The sequence below is a fragment of the Psychromonas sp. genome, assembly GCF_983033635.1.
This window is the reverse complement of the sequence record NZ_CEZLMY010000003.1, coordinates 32,447-52,531: the sequence shown is the minus strand read 5'-3', so window position 1 is coordinate 52,531 and position 20,085 is coordinate 32,447. Positions and strand designations below refer to the sequence as shown.

13 protein-coding genes are annotated in these 20,085 nt (G+C 40.4%); 5 read left to right on the top strand and 8 right to left on the bottom strand.

Annotated features, from left to right (window positions below; genetic code table 11):
* Window positions 1-73: 73 nt before the first annotated feature.
* Window positions 74-757, bottom strand: a complete 684-nt coding sequence (locus AC4GME_RS00975) for a hypothetical protein (RefSeq protein WP_490378902.1) — start codon at window positions 755-757, stop codon at window positions 74-76.
* A gap of 354 nt (window positions 758-1,111) precedes the next feature.
* Here AC4GME_RS00975 and AC4GME_RS00970 point away from each other — a divergent pair, with 354 nt between their 5' ends.
* Window positions 1,112-1,984, top strand: a complete 873-nt coding sequence (locus tag AC4GME_RS00970) for a LysR family transcriptional regulator (protein ID WP_490378371.1) — start codon at window positions 1,112-1,114, stop codon at window positions 1,982-1,984.
* Window positions 1,985-2,323: 339 nt separating this feature from the next.
* Here the strand turns inward: AC4GME_RS00970 and AC4GME_RS00965 are convergent, their stop codons facing one another.
* The 3 genes from AC4GME_RS00965 to carA form a co-directional block, all read right to left on the bottom strand.
* A complete protein-coding gene (locus tag AC4GME_RS00965; RefSeq protein WP_490378370.1) occupies window positions 2,324-3,532 on the bottom strand; it encodes an acetate kinase in 1,209 nt (402 codons plus the stop codon).
* 487 nt (window positions 3,533-4,019) lie between these two features.
* Window positions 4,020-7,250 carry a carbamoyl-phosphate synthase large subunit gene (gene carB / locus AC4GME_RS00960; RefSeq protein ID WP_490378901.1) on the bottom strand — a complete coding sequence of 1,077 codons (3,231 nt, stop codon included), beginning with the start codon at window positions 7,248-7,250 and terminating at the stop codon, window positions 4,020-4,022.
* A gap of 31 nt (window positions 7,251-7,281) precedes the next feature.
* The gene (carA, locus tag AC4GME_RS00955) at window positions 7,282-8,418 is read right to left on the bottom strand and encodes a glutamine-hydrolyzing carbamoyl-phosphate synthase small subunit (RefSeq protein ID WP_490378900.1); all 1,137 of its coding nucleotides are present in this window, start codon (window positions 8,416-8,418) and stop codon (window positions 7,282-7,284) included.
* A gap of 614 nt (window positions 8,419-9,032) precedes the next feature.
* Here carA and AC4GME_RS00950 point away from each other — a divergent pair.
* Together AC4GME_RS00950 and AC4GME_RS00945 are read left to right on the top strand one after the other, a co-directional pair.
* Complete coding sequence (locus tag AC4GME_RS00950; protein ID WP_490378899.1) at window positions 9,033-10,490, top strand: aminoacyl-histidine dipeptidase; 1,458 nt, start codon at window positions 9,033-9,035, stop codon at window positions 10,488-10,490.
* Between the two features lie 177 nt (window positions 10,491-10,667).
* Window positions 10,668-10,877, top strand: coding sequence for a hypothetical protein (locus tag AC4GME_RS00945; RefSeq protein ID WP_490377934.1), 210 nt, complete (start codon window positions 10,668-10,670; stop codon window positions 10,875-10,877).
* A 106-nt stretch (window positions 10,878-10,983) separates the two neighbouring features.
* On the opposite strand, the gene AC4GME_RS00940 is transcribed toward AC4GME_RS00945, so the two are convergent.
* Window positions 10,984-11,511 (bottom strand): DNA-3-methyladenine glycosylase, encoded by a 528-nt coding sequence (locus AC4GME_RS00940; protein WP_490377935.1) that lies wholly within the window; start codon window positions 11,509-11,511, stop codon window positions 10,984-10,986.
* A gap of 424 nt (window positions 11,512-11,935) precedes the next feature.
* Here AC4GME_RS00940 and AC4GME_RS00935 point away from each other — a divergent pair, with 424 nt between their 5' ends.
* A complete protein-coding gene (locus AC4GME_RS00935) occupies window positions 11,936-13,513 on the top strand; it encodes a BCCT family transporter (RefSeq protein ID WP_490378898.1) in 1,578 nt (525 codons plus the stop codon).
* Window positions 13,514-13,623: 110 nt separating this feature from the next.
* On the opposite strand, the gene AC4GME_RS00930 is transcribed toward AC4GME_RS00935, so the two are convergent.
* The 3 genes from AC4GME_RS00930 to AC4GME_RS00920 form a co-directional block, all read right to left on the bottom strand.
* A complete protein-coding gene (locus AC4GME_RS00930) occupies window positions 13,624-14,340 on the bottom strand; it encodes a 3'-5' exonuclease (protein WP_490378660.1) in 717 nt (238 codons plus the stop codon).
* A 10-nt stretch (window positions 14,341-14,350) separates the two neighbouring features.
* The gene (locus AC4GME_RS00925) at window positions 14,351-16,228 is read right to left on the bottom strand and encodes a DUF294 nucleotidyltransferase-like domain-containing protein (protein ID WP_490378659.1); all 1,878 of its coding nucleotides are present in this window, start codon (window positions 16,226-16,228) and stop codon (window positions 14,351-14,353) included.
* Window positions 16,229-16,649: 421 nt separating this feature from the next.
* On the bottom strand, window positions 16,650-17,816 hold the full coding sequence (locus AC4GME_RS00920) for a phosphoglycerate dehydrogenase (protein WP_490378245.1): 1,167 nt from the start codon (window positions 17,814-17,816) through the stop codon (window positions 16,650-16,652).
* Window positions 17,817-18,649: 833 nt separating this feature from the next.
* On the opposite strand from AC4GME_RS00920, the gene glgC reads away from it, so the two are divergent.
* Entirely contained in the window at window positions 18,650-20,002 is a 1,353-nt protein-coding gene (gene glgC / locus AC4GME_RS00915; protein ID WP_490378897.1) for a glucose-1-phosphate adenylyltransferase, read from the top strand.
* Window positions 20,003-20,085 lie beyond the last annotated feature (83 nt).

Sequence of the window (20,085 nt, the reverse complement as noted above, 5' to 3'; positions counted from 1 at the left end):
CAGATATTGTCTTCTGCTTGCTAAAACAAGGCTCGCCCGTTTTCTCTTCGGCGGTTGTTAAGTTTGATTGTAACTACACTGTTACTTTGCCGTACTTATGTATTCGATGGCAAACGCCTAAAGCATCATCAATAACTTTTTCATATGATTCCTGAATAGAGTCAAGTAGTCCAACGCAAAGAATTAAAGTGTACTCAATATGACTTTTTAAAGTTTCTTCCGATCTCGGGGATTCCCCAAAGGTAACTTCCATTGTCTCGGGGTTCGCTACTGCATAAGTACCGAATGTCCCTGAGTAATTGGCATGCGCATACTCAGATAGCATATTGTAATGCCACATGAATTTACCTTCCATCTCCTCATCTACCGACTTGATGCATGTCATCAGATTAGTATTTTCAGGAAGCTCTTCATCTTTTGACCAACCAGTAATTAGACTACCCATTCTTTCACTGAAGTGATCCAAATCCTTAGTCGCGGAAAAATGCACAAGTTTTGAATTAACATACCACATTACAGCAAGTGCCTCTTGCGCAGCGCGAGCGGCTACAATAGAGCCGACAAGTAGATTATCTTTGTAAAGATTAAATGCAGACTCAGCCATTTCGATAAAACGATACATTGCAGCTTCTCTATAAGAATCAGCTTCAAAAGTAGGTTTGTAAGCTATATTTCCAGATAGACGTTTAACTGTTTTTCTTCTCTGTTTCTTCCATACAGAGAGCCCAACCATCGCTTCATTTATGTCGTTATACACCAAAACCTCCTTAAAATTTAACAAAATATTAGACTACAAACTTACTAAAACATGCACACACCTTATCCGACAAAGACTCTTTTATAATGAAATTAATCATCTTAAACAATTATTTATACCATACAATAGGTTGAAATGTTGACTTTAATTTCACAAAAAGCAAGCATCTGCATTGATCTAGGCCTTTCGAAATATTTTCTATTGTTAAATAAAGTCTAAATAGGATCTGCGCCTAAATGGGTAAAGTGCATTCATTAAAAAGCATCTCCATCCCGATCCCGAGTTAAAAAGTATGACACAAAATTTATCATGTAATATGATTGTTGAAAGTTAATAACTATCGGATTTGGTGATATGTATAATTTAGAACAATTACGTATGTTTGTAGAGGTTGCCCGCACAGGGTCATTTTCAGCCTGTGCTCGCAAACTCGGTAAAGTGCAATCTTCAGTAAGCCAGGGTATTGCGAACTTGGAAATTGATCTTGATGTCACATTATTTGACCGTCGCACTCGTAAACCCAGTTTAACTCTCAAAGGGGAACATTTACTCGCTTATGCCGATGCGGTATTACAGCAAACCTATGAATTTGATAGCGCTCTAAAAGCATTACACCATCATCATGAGACAAAATTAATACTGGCTATTGATGATGCTCTGATTACCTCGGTATTAGAGAAGGTCTTATCACGCTTTACGCTGCAATTTAGCACCACGACCTTATCGATTCACTCTGTGACCAGTTCCGATGTAGTGGAGTTGGTACGTTCCGGTGGTGCCGACCTCGGACTAATGTTTTCAGAGATGCTGTTTCCTAAAGATGTTGATATCTGTTATCTGGGCAATTTACCTTTTTATGCAGTGGTTAGTCCTAAGCATCCCCTGGCTAATTATGCTGAAGTCAGTGCGTCAGATTTGATTCCACACCGTCAGTTGATAATCAAAGGCGAGCACGGTGCTTCGGTGCAAGTACCGATCATTTCGGCACAAACTTGGAGAGGTAATAACTTTAGTCTACTGGCCGACTTAGTAGGTTTGAATTTCGGCTGGAGTTATATTCCCAGTCATCTGGTTGAAAAAGGTATTAACAGTGGTGACTTGTGCCAATTAAAACTGAGTTTTGGTCACAAAGATTGGCGTGTACCCGTAGAGCGTATTATGTCAAAAAACAAAGCGATGGGACCTGCGTTAACCTGGCTAGCGAATGAATTGACTCATCTGTTTTAGTATAAATGGGAGATAGAGATGCTGCCCTTATAATGAATTTGATGATTCATAAGCTTGAAATAGCAGCAAGCCCTGGCGATGCATACATCAACTCAAACTTAAAAGAGCTCAATTAAAAGAGCATCACGAGAATGCAATCACTACAGAGTAAATATTTACAGTGGCTAAGACTTGTAAACAAGAATCTAAATGAAAAATGAGGTAGTTTACGCACAAACAGCTAACAAAAAAAAAGCTATCCAACTGCTTGGATAGCTTTTTTTGTTTTTAAATCTTAGTTAACTAATTAACCGCAATACGTTTCAATTACTCTGGATTGCTTTAATGTTAAAAATTGCGTTAAGCCGTTACTAAGTCCAGAGTATCATGGGCAATAACCCACTCTTCATTAGTCTGAATTACCATAGCAACAGTGCTGTTCTCTTCAGTAATGATGCCCTGATTAAACTCTTTACCAAAGCGGTTTGCCAGGTTAGCTTCTTCATTTACTTTAAAGCCTAATAAGCTTAAGCGCTCTAGAGTTAGCTTACGGATAGGTGCTGAGTTTTCACCGATACCACCAGTGAATACCACTGCGTCTAAACGACCATCTAAAGCAGCTGTGTAACTGGCGATATATTTAGCCAGACGGTAACAGTAAAGGTCCATAGCACGTTTAGCAGCGGCATCTGTCTCGTAGTTATCTTCCACAAAGCGACAATCAGACGTTTTTTCAGTTAAACCTAACAGGCCAGACTCTTTAGTCAGCATGGTATTGATTTCTTTAGTGCTATAACCCAGTTCATCATGCAGATGGAAGATAACAGCAGGGTCCATATCACCACAACGAGTACCCATTACTAAACCTTCTAACGGAGTCATACCCATTGAAGTATCAACAGAAATACCATTTTTAATCGCACAAACAGAGCCGCCGTTACCCAGGTGACAGTTAATAATGTTCAGTTCATTAACTGGTTTGTTTAATACTTCAGCTGCCTGCAGGCTGATGTAGTAATGGCTTGTACCGTGCATACCGTAACGACGTATACCGTTTTCGCGGTAAAGTTTGTACGGCAGAGCGTATAAGAAAGCTTCTTCCGGCATTGTCTGGTGGAATGCAGTATCAAATACAGCGACGTTCGGCAGTGATGCGAAAGCGTGTTGAGCCGCACGAATACCAACAAGGTGAGCTGGGTTATGCAGTGGCGCTAGTGCCACACAATCTTCGATACCCTGCATAACTTCATCTGTGATAACAACAGATGAAGTGAATTTTTCACCACCATGTACTACGCGATGACCGATTGCGAATAGGCTCTCTTTTAATTCTGGTTTTTGAGAAAGGATCTCGCTGACAATATAGTTAAGCGCTTCTTCATGAGCTGCGCCGGCACCTAAATCGGCACTACCTTTAACACCTTCCAGTTTCCATTTGATACGAGCATCATCTAGATGCAGACATTCGGCAAGGCCTGAAAGTTTTTCATCACCACTAGCGGTGTCGATAATGGCGAACTTCAGTGAAGAACTGCCACAGTTAAGTACAAGGATTAGCTTGTTGCTCATTTGTTGTATATCCTATTTCTTACTAAAACAAAGGGTTAGAGTCGGAAACAATTCGAATTCCCGAAAATCACATTTTATAACATCAGCAAAATACTTGTGACAGTCAAAAGACACCACACTCACTACTACTATGCCAGAACGGGCTAAGGATACATGGGAAGGATAAAGATCACAAAAATAGTTTCAATTAAACCTTTCATCTAGGAATTAAGCTGTGTTTTTGAGGATTATGCCAGATTAAATCGATGTAATAGCTATTTAACCTCAGCTCGGGATAATGAAAGCGCAATACTATTTAATATCAAGGAGTTAAATTTTCATATCATACAGTGTTGATAGTTTTGTGTGGTTCAAGGCAAATCAGCGTAGTAATAGCTGGCTATTCAGCCGCCCCAGCCTGGTAATGTTTTATCTGCAGCAAAAAAAAGCTATCCAACTGCTTGGATAGCTTTTTAACAGACTAGTTTTTTAAACGTCAGTTAATAAATTAACCTTTAATACGTTTATGCAACTCTTGTACTGAGTTTACTGTTGCTTCATCAGCAGTTGGGTCAGCAAGATGCGCCTGGCACGTTGCAAATGCACCATTTAACGTTGTCGTGTAGTTCACTTTGTAACGTAGTGCTGCACGACGCAGTTGACGTGAATCTTCAATGGCCACACGCCCTTCCGTGGTATTCACCATGTAGGTGTATTCACCATTTTTAGTGCGGTCAAGAATGTGCGGACGCCCTTCATGTACTTTATTCACCGTACGTACATAAATACCGGCTTCTTTAAGTACTTCAGCCGTGCCCGTAGTTGCATCAATCGCATAACCTAAATCGATTAATTTCGAAGCAAGCTTAGCAACACGTGCTTTATCGCTCTGACGAACAGAAAGTAATACGCGGCCGACATTCGGTACATCTTTAATCGAGCCCAGTTCAGCTTTCGCATAGGCTTCAGCAAAAGTATCACCTGCGCCCATTACTTCACCCGTACTGCGCATTTCCGGACCTAAGATTGGATCAGAACCCGGGAATTTGTTAAACGGTAATACCACTTCTTTCACTGAATAGTATGGTGGGATCACTTCTTTCGTTACGCCTAACTCTTTCAGTGTCTTACCTGCCATGACACTTGCACCAATTTTAGCAATTGGCACACTTGTCGCTTTAGAGACAAACGGTACAGTACGCGCAGCACGTGGATTAACTTCAATCATGTAGACTTCGTTATCTTTAACTGCAAGTTGCGTATTCATTAAACCAACAACACCTAGCTCTAATGCAAGCGCACGGATGTAACCACGCATTTCATCTTGGATTTCAGCACTTAATGTATACGCCGGCAGTGAACATGCAGAATCACCAGAGTGAACACCAGCCTGCTCGATATGCTCCATAATGCCGCCGATAACAACATCAGTGCCGTCACAGATTGCATCGATATCAACTTCAATTGCATCATCTAAGAAACGGTCAAGAAGAACAGGTGATTCGTTAGAAACACTTACCGCTTCTTTAAAGTAACGACGTAAATCAGTTTCGTCGTAAACGATCTCCATCGCACGACCACCTAGTACATATGACGGACGAACAACTAACGGGTAACCGATGCGCTTAGCAGATTCAACCGCTTGCTCAGTTGTTGTTACTGTATCGTTTTCTGGTTGCTTAAGGCCTAAACGCTCAACAACTTGTTGGAAACGCTCGCGGTCTTCTGCACGGTCAATCGCTTCTGGCGAAGTACCAATAATCGGCACACCGGCAGCTTCTAAAGCACGTGCTAGTTTGAGTGGTGTCTGACCACCGTACTGCACAATCACGCCTTTTGGTTTTTCAACACGTACAATTTCAAGTACATCTTCGAGTGTGATTGATTCAAAGTATAAACGATCAGATGTATCATAATCAGTTGAAACAGTTTCAGGGTTACAGTTAACCATGATTGTTTCATAACCGTCTGCACGCATCGCCTGTGCGGCATGAACACAACAATAATCGAATTCAATACCTTGACCGATACGGTTTGGACCACCACCGATAATCATGATTTTCTCATTATCAGTTGGGTTTGCTTCACACTCTTCATCGTAAGTTGAATACATGTAAGCAGTATCTGATGAAAACTCAGCAGCACAGGTATCAACACGCTTGTACACAGGGAATAACTCAAATTTTTCACGTAGTTTACGAACTTCAGTTTCAGTTACACCAACAACGCTTGCAATACGGCTATCAGCAAAACCTTTACGCTTAAGACGCTTAAGTTCAGCTTTATCTAATCCGCGCAGGCCGCCTTCAGCGATTTTAGCCTCTTCAAGAATTAGATCTTCAATCTGAACTAAGAACCACTTATCAATCATTGTGATGTTATGGATCTCATCCATACTCATACCTAAACGGAATGCATCACCGATGTACCAAATACGCTCTGCACCCGCTTCACGCAGTTCGTATAATACTTTTTCTTTTGCACCTGCATCGTTTAGGTCAACCATTGGGCTAAAACCATCAGCGCCAACTTCTAAACCACGAAGTGCTTTTTGTAATGATTCTTGTTGGTTACGGCCAATTGCCATTACTTCACCAACAGATTTCATTTGCGTTGTTAAGCGGCTATTTGAATTTGCAAATTTCTCAAAGTTAAAACGAGGAATTTTAGTTACAACATAATCAATTGTCGGCTCGAACGATGCCGGAGTTTTACCGCCAGTGATATCGTTTTGTAATTCATCTAATGTGTAACCAATCGCTAGTTTTGCAGCGATTTTAGCAATCGGGAAACCTGTTGCTTTAGATGCAAGCGCTGAAGAGCGAGATACACGAGGGTTCATCTCGATAAGTACCATCCGACCGTCTTCCGGGTTAATACCAAACTGTACGTTTGAACCACCCGTTTCAACACCAATTTCACGCAGTACCGCTAAAGATGCATTACGCATTAACTGATATTCTTTATCCGTTAATGTCTGCGCAGGTGCAACAGTGATTGAGTCACCGGTATGAATACCCATAGGGTCGAAGTTTTCAATCGCACAAACAATGATACAGTTATCATTTTTGTCGCGAACCACTTCCATTTCATACTCTTTCCAGCCGATTAATGATTCATCAATTAACAATTCAGTGGTTGGTGAAAGATCCAGACCGTTTGAACAGATGTCATCAAACTCTTCTTTATTGTACGCGATACCGCCGCCGGTTCCGCCCATAGTGAAAGACGGACGGATAATACAAGGGAAACCAACCATGTCTAAAACACCGTAAGCTTCTTCCATTGTATGTGCGATACCTGCACGCGGACACTCAAGTCCAATTTTTTTCATTGCAGTATCGAAACGGCTGCGGTCTTCCGCTTTATCAATTGCGTCAGCCGTTGCACCGATCATTTCAACATTGTATTTTGCCAATATACCTTTTTCTTCAAGCTCAAGTGCACAGTTAAGTGCAGTCTGCCCGCCCATTGTCGGCAGAACCGCACATGGACGCTCTTTAGCGATAATTTTCTCAACAACTTGCCAGTGAATCGGTTCGATGTAGGTTGCATCGGCCATATCAGGGTCAGTCATAATGGTTGCCGGGTTAGAGTTAACTAATACAACACGGTAACCTTCTTCTTTAAGTGCTTTACAAGCTTGCGCACCTGAGTAGTCAAACTCACAGGCTTGACCGATAATAATCGGACCGGCACCAATAATTAGGATGGTTTTTAAGTCATTACGTTTTGGCATCTGAAATTTACCTTTCTATTATGGTCGTTAACTAGGCGTTTTTGTACTGTTCAATCAATTCAATAAAGTGATCAAATAACGGTGCGGCATCATGTGGCCCCGGACTTGCTTCAGGGTGACCTTGGAAACTAAATGCTGCTTTATCAGTACGGTGAATACCTTGTAGAGAACCATCAAACAGTGAAACGTGAGTTGCACGTAGGTTTTCAGGTAAAGTTGCTTCATCGGCAGCAAAACCGTGGTTTTGACTGGTTATCATCACAACGTCTCTATCTAAATCTTTCACCGGATGGTTAGCACCATGGTGACCGAATTTCATTTTCAACGTTTTCGCGCCACTTGCTAACGCAAGTAACTGATGGCCTAGACAGATACCAAATACTGGGATTTCTGTTTTTAAAATTTCTTGAATTGCTTCGATAGCGTAAGTACACGGCTCTGGATCACCGGGGCCATTGGACAAGAAAATGCCATCGGGATTCATTGCTAATACGGCGCTTGCCGGCGTTTGTGCAGGAACAACCGTCACGCGGCAGTCACGATCCACCAGCATGCGTAAAATATTGCGTTTAACACCGTAGTCATAAGCAACAACATGGTATTTAGCATCCGTTATCGCGTCCGGTAAACCGCCGGTTAACGTCCAGCTGCCTTGGGCCCATGAAAATGTTTCAGCTGTTGTTACTTCTTTAGCTAAATCCATGCCTTTAAGGCCAGGGAATGCTTTAGCTTGTTTTAACGCTTCTGCTGGTTCGATGTTTTCACCAGCAATAATACAACCTGCTTGTGCACCCTTTTCACGTAAAATACGTGTCAGTTTACGGGTATCAATATCAGCAATGCCCACTATATTGCGGGCTTTTAGATAATCACTTAATGATGCTTGGTTGCGGAAATTGCTAGCAAGTAGCGGAAGGTCACGAATAACTAAACCACAAGCATGAATTGATGGAGACTCTTCATCTTCATCATTTGTACCTGTGTTTCCGATGTGGGGGTAAGTTAATGTGACGATTTGGCGAGCATAGGATGGATCTGTTAGAATTTCTTGGTAACCCGTCATTGACGTGTTAAAAACGACCTCACCAACAGAACTTCCATCAGCGCCGATTGAAACACCTTTAAACACTGTTCCATCTTCCAATACCAGTATGGCGGAATGACTCAAGATAACCTCCGTGAAAACAAAAAATAAATTTTACGAATCTGATGAAGGCATGCAAAGCATTTTTTCACCAGGTATTCATAAATTTTGGCAAATTCGCGACAGTTTATAGATCTTCCGCACAATTAACCAATCAAATTTTTATTATTTGTAAAAAAGGTTAGATAACGAAAATATTTAACCTCTGCTAGGGATAATGAAAGCGCAATACTCTTTAATCTGGTTATTGGTAGCTGATTTAACGCAGAAATACACGAAAATAGCTGCGCTGTATCGATTTGCTTATCCCGAGTTGAGGTTATATATAAAAGAAACTTTAAAAAGAAGATAAATGGCTAATAAATTAGCCATTTATATTGCAGATTACTAATTATGAAAGTACTTTAATTAAAGTCAGTGTCGCAGGTAAAGTTGGGAGAAGCATCACAACCACAAGGCCTAAAAAATGGTGAATTGAATATGGGTCTTTAAAATTTTCTTCTGACACTGTAAATTCCTTATAAGTTAACAATGCTCAATCATTGATCTAAATCAAATTAATCATACCCTGAAATCTCTTATCTAAACACCAACTAAATTTGGGGTTATTGATTTTTCCGGCTAACAGAGGTCTAACTATGCAACAATTGCAATCAACTAAAGCAGCTTCACTGTGGTCGTATTTTCTAAATATCTGCGCCATTCCCCATCCCTCTAAACATGAACAGCAATTAGTTGTTTGGATTCTTAACTGGGCTAAAGAAAAAAACATTTCCTGCATTCAGGATAAAACAGGTAATTTAATCTTGCGTAAACCAGCCAGTACAGGATATGAGCATAAAACGCCAGTAATCCTACAAGCTCACCTGGATATGGTACCGCAAAAAAACAGCCAAACTACACATGACTTTTTAACTGACCCGATCACAACTGTTATCGATGGTGAGTGGCTGCATGCAGATAATACAACACTTGGTGCAGATAATGGTATTGGTATGGCCTCTTGCTTAGCTGTACTAGCTGACAACACAATTGTACATGGTCCACTTGAAGTACTGTTAACCACTGATGAAGAAACGGGCATGACCGGGGCTTTTGGCCTGCAGGCAGATTCACTGCAGGGCAAAATCCTAATTAATACCGATTCAGAACAGGAAGGAGAGCTTTACGTTGGCTGCGCCGGCGGCATCAATGTCAATATCAACCTGGCTTATGAAAAAATGGAAAGCGAGCCCGCTGATAGTGCTTATGAAATATCGCTTAGTGGTTTAAAAGGGGGACATTCCGGCTGTGATATCAATTTAGAACGTGCCAATGCAATAAAAGTATTAGCGGGCGTATTACATAACTTGGATGCGATCCCTTTTCATCTCGCCTGTTTTGAAGGTGGCAGTTTACGTAATGCAATTCCACGTGAAGCACGTGCTGTGATTGTTTGTGATCAGCAGTATCAAAATAGTTTGAACATAATCATCAACAACCTGCATTTAGATCTTGCTAATAAATTCAATAATATTGAAGAAAATATACAGCTCTCTGTTAAATCATGTGATTTACCTAGTTCTATTTTAACCAATCAAAGCCAAACTAGTTTATTAAATAGCCTGAACAATTGTGATAATGGCGTATTTACCATGGATGAAAACTTTTCCAATGTGGTACAGACCTCAAGTAACTTAGGTGTAATCACCCAGAACAAAGGCGAACAAACAAGCTTTGATATTCAAGTTTTAGTGCGTTCACAAATTGAGGAAGAAAAGCACAGCAGCGCAGAAAAAATAACTTTGCACTTCCAAAATCATAACGCAGTAGTTCGCCAGGATGGCAACTACCCGGGTTGGAAACCAAACCCAAATTCAGCTATTTATAAAATAATGGAAGAACAATACAGCAGGTTGTTTGCTAAAAAACCAGAAACTATGGTGATTCATGCGGGGTTAGAGTGTGGTTTGTTCAGTGATAAATACCCTCACTGGGATATGGTCTCATTTGGCCCGACCATTAAATTTCCACACAGCCCTGATGAAAAAGTACATATCCCAAGTGTTGATAAGTATTGGCAGTTACTGGTGGCAACATTGGCTGCAATTGATTAGCTTTTCTGATCGAACTTAAAGTTATTATAGCCATGATGCCTCAAGGTGCTTTCTCAGGACTCATCTTGAAGTAACATGGGTATAGATTCAAAATCACGCAAACAAATATGCCAGTGATCTTGATTTTAAACAGAAAAATCAATCACTCTTTAAAACCTGAATAGGAGAGCCTGCATTATGGATGACTTTGAATCATTGACCGCTGAAGATGAAAAGGAGTTGCTAGATCTTTTTGGTGACTGTGACTGGATAGATAAAGATGATTCACAAATACGCCCTATTGAGTTAACAGCTGATGAACTTAAAGAAGCTGACACCCCTGTTGATCCGACATTGTATGATGATCTTCCCGCAGGCATAAAGATTCCAGATAATTATCACCAGTAACTCATCTGCTATTACTTGCCTGCAAGAAAACTATCTTAGATATCTACCATTATTATCGCCAGACAAGTTTTCAATTGGAAAGGTAAAAAACAACTATTACTCAAAATTACAGTAGGCTGTTAGTGCAATCGTCTAATACAAAGCGCCATAATTTATTTATCCACACTTCTCCTGCATAATCAATCCCCACGCGTTTACTTCTACTATAGTTGACAACCTCAACTCCATTTTCAATCCATATTCGATTGGATTGAGTAATATCTTCTCCGTAAAAGGATTTATCCAATTGTAATTGTTTACCCACTCTGCCGGGGCCGTTTACCTCCTTCAACCCTCGAATCAATACAGCTTGGGGATGATCATTTTGTCCGGTTACAATATTAAGAATCCAGTACATACCATAAATCAGGTATACATATGCAACCCCGCCTTCATGAAACATCACCTCTGTTCTTGCTGTTCGACCTTTACTAGCATGACACGCTAAATCTTCTTCTCCGCGATATGCTTCAGTTTCTGTTATGAAGTATTCTTTTCTGCTCCCATCCTCAAAAATCCGCACCAGCTTTTTTCCCAACAAATCAGGAGCAATTTCAAGAACATCATTAGTGAAATATGTTTTGGGTAGTCTCATTTTTTATATAACCTCAGCTCGGGATAATGAAAGCGCAATACTCCTTAGGGTCTGTTGATCTTTGCCGGTTGAATTGCCGCGTTCAACTTGGAAGTGCAGCACCTATTTCATTATAGATCTCAAAGGATATCTTGTAATTAATACTCTTTCTTGGTCCTGTGTTTTCCGCATTCTCCTCCCTACTTATTGAGCGGTAATACAACAAACTAACAAGGACTTTCACTTACAAAAATATAATCATATCCGCGCAAATTTAATCTAATAAAATAACTGTTTAATTAATTTATCTGAAACTTACAGCTGTATTTGTTAAGATCTTTTGTGACTGATAGCTATACTACTTGGAGATGCTGACTCCTGCATCTTTAAGTAATTTGGCTATAAATACACAAAAACAGAGCTAGATTGCTCTAAATGAGGGTTCATGAGTGTAAATAAGGATAAATACAGTATAGATAATACAGATTATACTGTCGGGCAGGATAACGTTCAAAAATGGGGCTTTGATGTACATAACCCTGTGTTTGGAATCAGCGCTGGTTTAATCGGCATTTTTTTAATTGCAATTTTGTTGGCTGAACCAGCAGCATCTAAAGCATTTTTAGATGGTTTGAAATGGCAGATTATAGGCACATTTGACAGCTTGTTTATGTGGTCGGCAAATATTTTTGTGATCTTCTGTTTGGCATTAGTTGTATCGCCTTACGGTAAAATTCGCTTAGGCGGCGATGATGCAAAACCTGATTATTCAACGCTTTCCTGGATAGCGATGCTGTTTGCTGCCGGTATGGGAATTGGTTTAATGTTTTGGGGGGTCGCAGAGCCTGTTGCGTATTATACCGGCTGGTATGAAACGCCGCTTAATGTAACTGCTAATACGCCAGAAGCGATTCAACTTGCGCTCGGAGCAACGATGTTCCACTGGGGACTACACCCTTGGGCTATTTATGGTGTGGTTGCTTTATCCTTAGCATTTTTTGCCTATAACAAAGGCTTACCACTTTCAATACGTTCTATTTTTTACCCTATTCTGGGCGATCGTACCTGGGGATGGGCAGGGCATATCGTTGATATTTTTGCAGTATTGGCAACCCTGTTTGGTCTTGCGACATCACTCGGCTTAGGCGCACAACAAGCGGCAAGTGGGTTTCAGCATGTATTTGGTATTGATGCCGATCTCTCCTTGCAAATAACCATTATTGTGGTTGTCACTATGCTGGCTGTTGTTTCTGTGGTGCGCGGCATTGAAGGTGGTGTTAAAGTGCTTAGTAATATCAATATGTTACTTGCTCTTGCATTAGTCGTGTTTGTTGCATTGGTTACTTTCGCTATTTCTATGGGGACCATTCCTACAACGGTTATGGGTTATATTGAAAATATTATCCCTTTAAGTAATCCAATCGGTCGTGAAGATGAAGCATGGATGCAGGGCTGGACAGTCTTTTACTGGGCATGGTGGATTTCATGGTCACCATTTGTGGGTATGTTTATTGCTCGTATCTCACGAGGGCGTACTGTGCGTGAATTTCTTACCGCAGTCTTGATTATACCAACGGCAGTGACCATCTTATGGATGTCTGTATTTGGCGGTGTAGCGATTGACCAGGTTGTTAATAACGTCGGTACATTAGGGAGTGAAGGTTTGACGGAAGTCCCTCTTGCCATGTTCCAGATGTTTGATGCATTACCATTTGGTAGTCTATTATCAATGCTTGCTGTATTACTGGTGCTGGTTTTCTTTATCACCTCTTCAGATTCCGGCTCACTGGTAATCGATAGTATTACCGCAGGCGGTAAAGTTGATGCGCCTATTCCGCAGCGTATTTTTTGGGCCTCAACCGAAGGAGCAATTGCTGCTGTTTTATTGTGGGTTGGTGGAACCGAGGCGATTCAGGCACTGCAGGCTGGTGCTATTTCAACTGGGCTGCCCTTTACCATTATTTTATTAATAATGTGTGTAAGCTTAATAATGGGCATGCGAACAGAGAAGCATAGAAAATAGGTTTAATAAACGATAGGTTTAATAAACGATAGGTTTAATAAACGATAGGTTTATACGAATTAAAAGCCGATTGATTAATAATCAATCGGCTTTTTTGTTTTCTTATTTCATCATAGCCACAATTTTTTGATCGCAGTGTCCGGGCTGAAATGATGTCTAATCTGCGCCTGTAATAACTCCGCGGTTGCAATGGCATCAGTTAAAGCATCATGAGGTTGATAAGTGGGTAAGTTGTAACGCATACGACTATTGGCAAGACGGATTGATTCAGGCCGCTTTCCCTTAAGCCAGTTAATGATCCCCTGCGACTGTGTCTGCTGTATATCGGCCTCAATCTGCATAGTATCGATAACCGGAAAGACAATACCTTCATTAATCAGTGCGCGTAAATTTCGATCGAAAAAATCCCGTTCAATGCGACGATAGTGAACGACGACCACTTTTCCTGCAAGCTCGTCTAAAAGCCCCTCCAGAATACGCCGTAAATCAGGTGCGTCTTTCAAGTCAGAGTGGGTGATACCATGAATAATAATCGAGTCTTCTTTCAAATTATCTTGTGGATTGATATACCAGCTTTTGGCTTTCCTGCAAAAAACACGTTGTAAATTAAAGGGAACCAGGCCAATACTGATGATGCTGTTTTGCTCTGAGTCTAAGCCTGTTGTTTCAAAATCAAGTGCTACAAAATCAATATCACTTAATTTAGTTTCATCATTATAAGTCCCGGTGTTATAGAAGTTCTGCAAACGCAGATCCTTACTTTCCCGCGCCTTTAACTGCAGGAAAGCAGCCCAGTTTAAGATCTCTTTATTGGTGAAATTATGCATTTATTAACCTTTAAAGTTTGCTGGCACTGTAACGATATTTTAAAAAGTTTTGTGCATTGCTCAAAACTAAAAAGGCATCTTTAAGATTGCGCCTTTCAAAATCAGACATCTTTTCAGGCTCTATATTATTATCAGGCTCAATTTCCGACTCAATATCTAATGCCTGATGGCGCAGGCGTACCAGAGAGATAAGTTCCATGGCATGCTGCAGATCTGCTCCTTTGGATTTTGGCAGAATGCCTGCTTCGATGATATCTTCTAAGCGGTCAAATGAATTTTGTGATTGAGAACCAATGGCGAGTGAATGCACGCGAATAAGATCCGCAAGCGGTGCTGTACCACGACGCTTTAAATTAATCGAGTTATTATGACGGCCGTCTTTTTCCATCACGAAATCTTTAAAGAATCCCAATGGTGGTTTACGGTTAAGCGCATTGCGAGCCAAACAGGCTAAAAAGCGATTATTTTTCTTGGCTCTGCGCAGGATAAACGCATTTAACTGCTCAGCCCATTTAACACGGCCATATACACCTGTAAGATCAAAGAAAATCGAGCTGTTTAATAAAGCCTGCGGGTTGGGATTATCTATCCAGTCTGTAAAACAATCTTCCCACTGTGATTGCGTTTTACGATACTCGGGATTGGTTGCCATAATATCACCGGTGCAGTAACGGTAACCGCACGCCGCCAGTCCGTCACAAACAAAGCTGGCTAATTTCGCAAAATAATCACCATGTTTACTGACCTGATAACTGTTATCGAGAATAATTGCATTATCCTGATCGGTAACTATCAGCTGCTCATCTCGTGCCATTGAGCCAAGCGCTAAAAAGCAGTAAGGGACAGGAGGTGGGCCTAGCTTCTCTTCAGCCAATTCTAATAAACGCTGTTTAAAACTGCGGCCAATTTCAGACATAGCACGTCCGACCATGTGCGAATTGGCATCTTCATTAACCATGCGTACAAAACAGTTTTTTAACTGCGCAGAAAGAATGACTAAATCCTCAGTGCTTTGCTGCTGGAAAATACTGCTTACAAATAACAAACTATTCTGCGATTCGTAGCGGATAATATCTGAAACTTCAATCAGACCAATGGGCTGTTTATTTTTAAGGATAGGCAGATGATGAACATTATAACGAAGCATAATCAGCATCGCTTCAAAGATATAAGCATTATGATCCAGTGAGATCAACTCGGTCGACATCACTTGTGAAACGGGATTATCAACATTTAATCCGGATGCAATTACTTTAGCACAGAGGTCGTGTTCAGTAATAATACCAACGAAACTGTTACCCTGCTCATCGTCTATATCAGGATCATTAATCAGTGCTGCGGAGACATTCTCTTCCGCCATTATTTGCGCAACAGACCGAATGGAGCTGCTGTTGGCAAGTATCAGCGGCTCCCGGGTCAGCAGTGTTTTAACTTTGGAAGTCGTCAGCGCATTGGCATCATCACTTTTACTTTCTACCGCTTGTTTTAAACGGGTGCTGTCTTCGACCTCAACAAAATCAGCGAAATCCTCATAACGCTCACATAAATCATTAAAGATAGACTCGGGAATACAATATAAAAGCGTATCTTTTACTGCTTTGGCAGGAAAACGCACTTTATTGCTGGTTAGCAACCCCATTTGCCCGAATAATTTACCCTGGTCGAGGCGATTATAAAGATCACCATTACGGCGATATATCTCCACCACACCACTGCGTATCATATACAGTTCTTGAATTTTATCACCAAAGTCAATAATGGTGCTATCAGCCCGGTAATAAGAGATCTCTACACTTTGTACAACTTCAAGTAATGCTTCTTCTGGAAGTTGATCAAAAGGGGCGTATTGGCTAATAAAATCTTGAATTTCTAGTAGTTCGACTTCCATTATTTGCTCGATTAGTGAGATAAAAAATAGTTTAGTTAATAGTTGATAATATATCCCAACTGTTTAGATCAATGCCAATAATTAAGCGCTCAGTTTAAGCAGGGAAAAAGGCGGAACAAGCAAAACTTTTAGCAATAAAACAGGCCAATTGGAAGTCAGACTATGCGAAAACTAAAAATCAGGCCCGAGTTTATAAAACCAAGGGCCTTATCACTTACTTTTTAACCTCAGCTCGGGATAATGAAAGCGCAATATTATTTTATATCATGGAGTTAAATTTTTATAGCATACAGTGTTGATAATTTTGTGTAGTTCAAGGCAAATCAGCGTAGCAATAGCTGTCTATTGGTAGCTGATTTAATGCAGAAACAGGTGAAAGTAGCTGCACTGTATCGATTTGCTTATTCCCGAGTTGAGGTTTTTACAACGCACGAACAGCAATTACATGTTCAATTTTACCTATTGCCGCCAACAGCTCCTCACAAGCCCCGCTTTCCAGATCAATAATATTATAAGCAATATTGCTACGACTTTTATTCATCATATCAGCGACATTAATTTCCATATCCGCCAAAACAGTTAGAACATGCCCTAAGACACCAGCAACATTTTCATTTACAAAAGTGATGCGATAAGGAGTGCTTCGTTCAAGACTAATGGAAGGAAAATTAACTGAATTTATAATATTACCATTTTCTAAAAAATCGATTAATTGATTACAGGCCATGATCGCGCAATTATCTTCCGCTTCTTCTGTACTTGCGCCAAGATGAGGCATAGGGATCACATCGTTACGTGAAATCATTGCAGGCGTAGGGAAATCAGTGGCAAACCGATGCAACTTACCACCATCAAGCGCGGCTATCACCGCATCTGAATCAGTAATTTCACCACGGGCAAAGTTAAGCAGGCAGGCATCTTGTTTAAGATATGCTAATGCATCACTGTTGATCATATTTTGAGTGGCATCAATCGCAGGCACATGCAAGGTAATATAATCACAACGCGCCATCAAGGAGTGCAAGTTTTCCATCTTCTCAATTTTGCTGGATAAACGCCAAGCCGCCTCAATTGAAATAGCGGGATCAAAACCGACCACATTCATCCCCAAATCAACTCCCATATTGGCGACACTCGCACCAATTGCGCCCAAACCAATTACCCCAAGCGTTTTGCCAACAATTTCATGGCCCTTAAAGTGTTTTTTAGCTTCTTCAAGCGCCGGCCCCATCTCCTGTTCAGAGATATCCACCAAACCACGACAATGGTTAATGCCTGCAATCGCATCTCGCGAACAAAGCAACATAGCAGACAGTACCAACTCTTTAACTGCGTTAGCATTAGCACCTGGCGTATTAAATACCACAATGCCCTTCTCCGAGCATTTTTCCACCGGGACATTATTAACCCCAGCCCCTGCGCGAGCAATTGCTTTGACTGAATCAGCCAAAGGCTCATTATGCAGTTTAAAACTACGTAAAATAATGGCATCAGGCTCATTAAGCGCACTTGCCACTTCATAGTTATCATGACTAAAATTATCCAAGCCGATGCTGGCGATTTGATTGTAAGTTCTAATTTGAAACATATTAATTCCAGTATTTAACGTTGAAAAAAGAGCTGAATCTAACGTTTGTTACAGCTAGTAATTACTTCACTTGATGATAAGCCCAATCTAACCAAGGCATTAACGCTTCAAGGTCGCTAACATCAACTGTTGCACCACACCGGGTACGTAAGCCAGATGGCACATCACAGGAAAATCGAGGTGTTATTTTTTACTCCTTCCGCAAAAAACGAAACCTGAAAGTGATATTTTCCAATGTATACAACAATGCAAAAAGTGATTGTAAATCAACCTGCAATTACTTATTTGAGCTTAGTTAGATATTTTAAGTTTGTTTTTTGTACGCTCAAGTTATGCAAGCTCGATCTCACTAATTAGGTGAATATATCCAAATCATTTGCATGGTGCAGATTAAAATTAATGGGTTAGATTAAATAACAATATTTTTAAGTCGCTTTGCTCCTTTCCGAAGCAGAACACTGCACGCTAATGCCAGATACGACTTTCAACACCTTAATTTACAATTCAATTTTTATAACCGATTAACAAATCAATTACGCTGCACAATAACGTTAGCAAGTGAAACCTCGATAGCCAGATTAGAATGAACAATGTAGCGAAACGGCACTGTTTTGGGTTAGTAGTTACTAAGGATAAATTTCAGATTTACTTACTGCGCTTAATTAGATCTGTTTCTTTATTGGTCATTGTTGCCAATAAATATTTTATTGTCGTCTACCACTTCACAATCCGTTGTTAAATACATGGCTATTTATCCATTCACAAATAAAATCCTATTCCTTTATAGGTACAGAAAATACTATTTCATTTTCAAAACAGATGGAGATTCATTTATGTCGCACGATAATGATAAGCATATTAGTAACCTTACTAAGAATACTTATGCATTAATTTTAGCTGGCGGTCGCGGTAGTCGATTGTTCGAGTTAACGAATTGGCGTGCTAAACCCGCTGTATATTTTGGCGGTAAATTCCGTATTATCGACTTTCCATTATCAAACTGTGTCAACTCAGGTGTTCAACGCGTGGGTATTGCAACTCAATACAAATCACACTCATTAATCCGCCATATTAACCGCGGTTGGGGAAGTTTTAAGGCTAATTTATCAGAATTTGTGGAAATACTGCCGGCATCGCAACGTAATAGTGATGACTGGTATGTGGGTACTGCTGATGCTGTTTTTCAAAACATGGATATTATTCGTGCTGAGCGTCCTAAATATATTTTGATTTTATCTGGCGATCATGTGTATCGCATGGATTATGGTGTTCTGATAGCAGAGCATGTAAAAAACAATGCAGATATGACAGTATGTTGTCTTGAAGTTCCAACGGAAGAAGCCGCAGGCAGCTTTGGTGTGATGACTGTAAACAGTGACAATAAAGTTATCGCATTTGGTGAAAAACCAGCACAGCCCAATGAAATACCAGGCAAGCCGGTGCAGTGTTTAGCTTCGATGGGTAATTATGTTTTTAATACTGAATTTTTATTCGAACAGCTGTTAAGCGATTATACGAAAGAAGGCTCCAGCCGTGATTTTGGCCATGATATTATTCCATCAATCATCGAAAAGCATAATATTTTTGCCTTTTCTTTTAAAGATCCAGATAGTGAAAATCAACCCTATTGGCGAGATGTAGGCACAATAGATTCATTTTGGGAAGCAAATATGGAGCTAGTTGCCCCTGAACCGCAACTCGATTTGTATGATAAATCCTGGCCGATTTATACATATCAAGAACAGCTTCCGCCCGCTAAATTTATTTTTGACAATGAGCAACGTCGTGGAATGGCTGTTGACTCAACGATTTCCTGCGGTTGTATCATTTCGGGTTCAACAATTCGTAAGTCATTGTTATTCTCAAATGTTCATACACACTCTTACAGTGTTATTGAGCAATCGGTCTTAATGCACGGTAGCGATGTTGGTCAGCACTGTAAATTACGCCGTGTTATTGTCGATAGTAAATGTAAGATCCCAGCAGGCTTAACCATTGGTTATGATAAAGAGCAGGATATAGCAAACGGCTTTCGTGTTTCTGATAAAGGAATTACGCTTGTCACTCGCGATATGCTTGCAGCTTTAGCTAAAAAACAGTTTGAAATGATTGATATTAGATCATCCGAGTTATATTCAACGACTAACCCGTCACTGGATAAAGCTACTAATTCAGATGAAATATAATGACGCACGGTATCTATTAGTTAAATAGATATATTATAGCTGAGCAACTATTACGGACAAAAATAAATTAAGAGTAGCTTCGG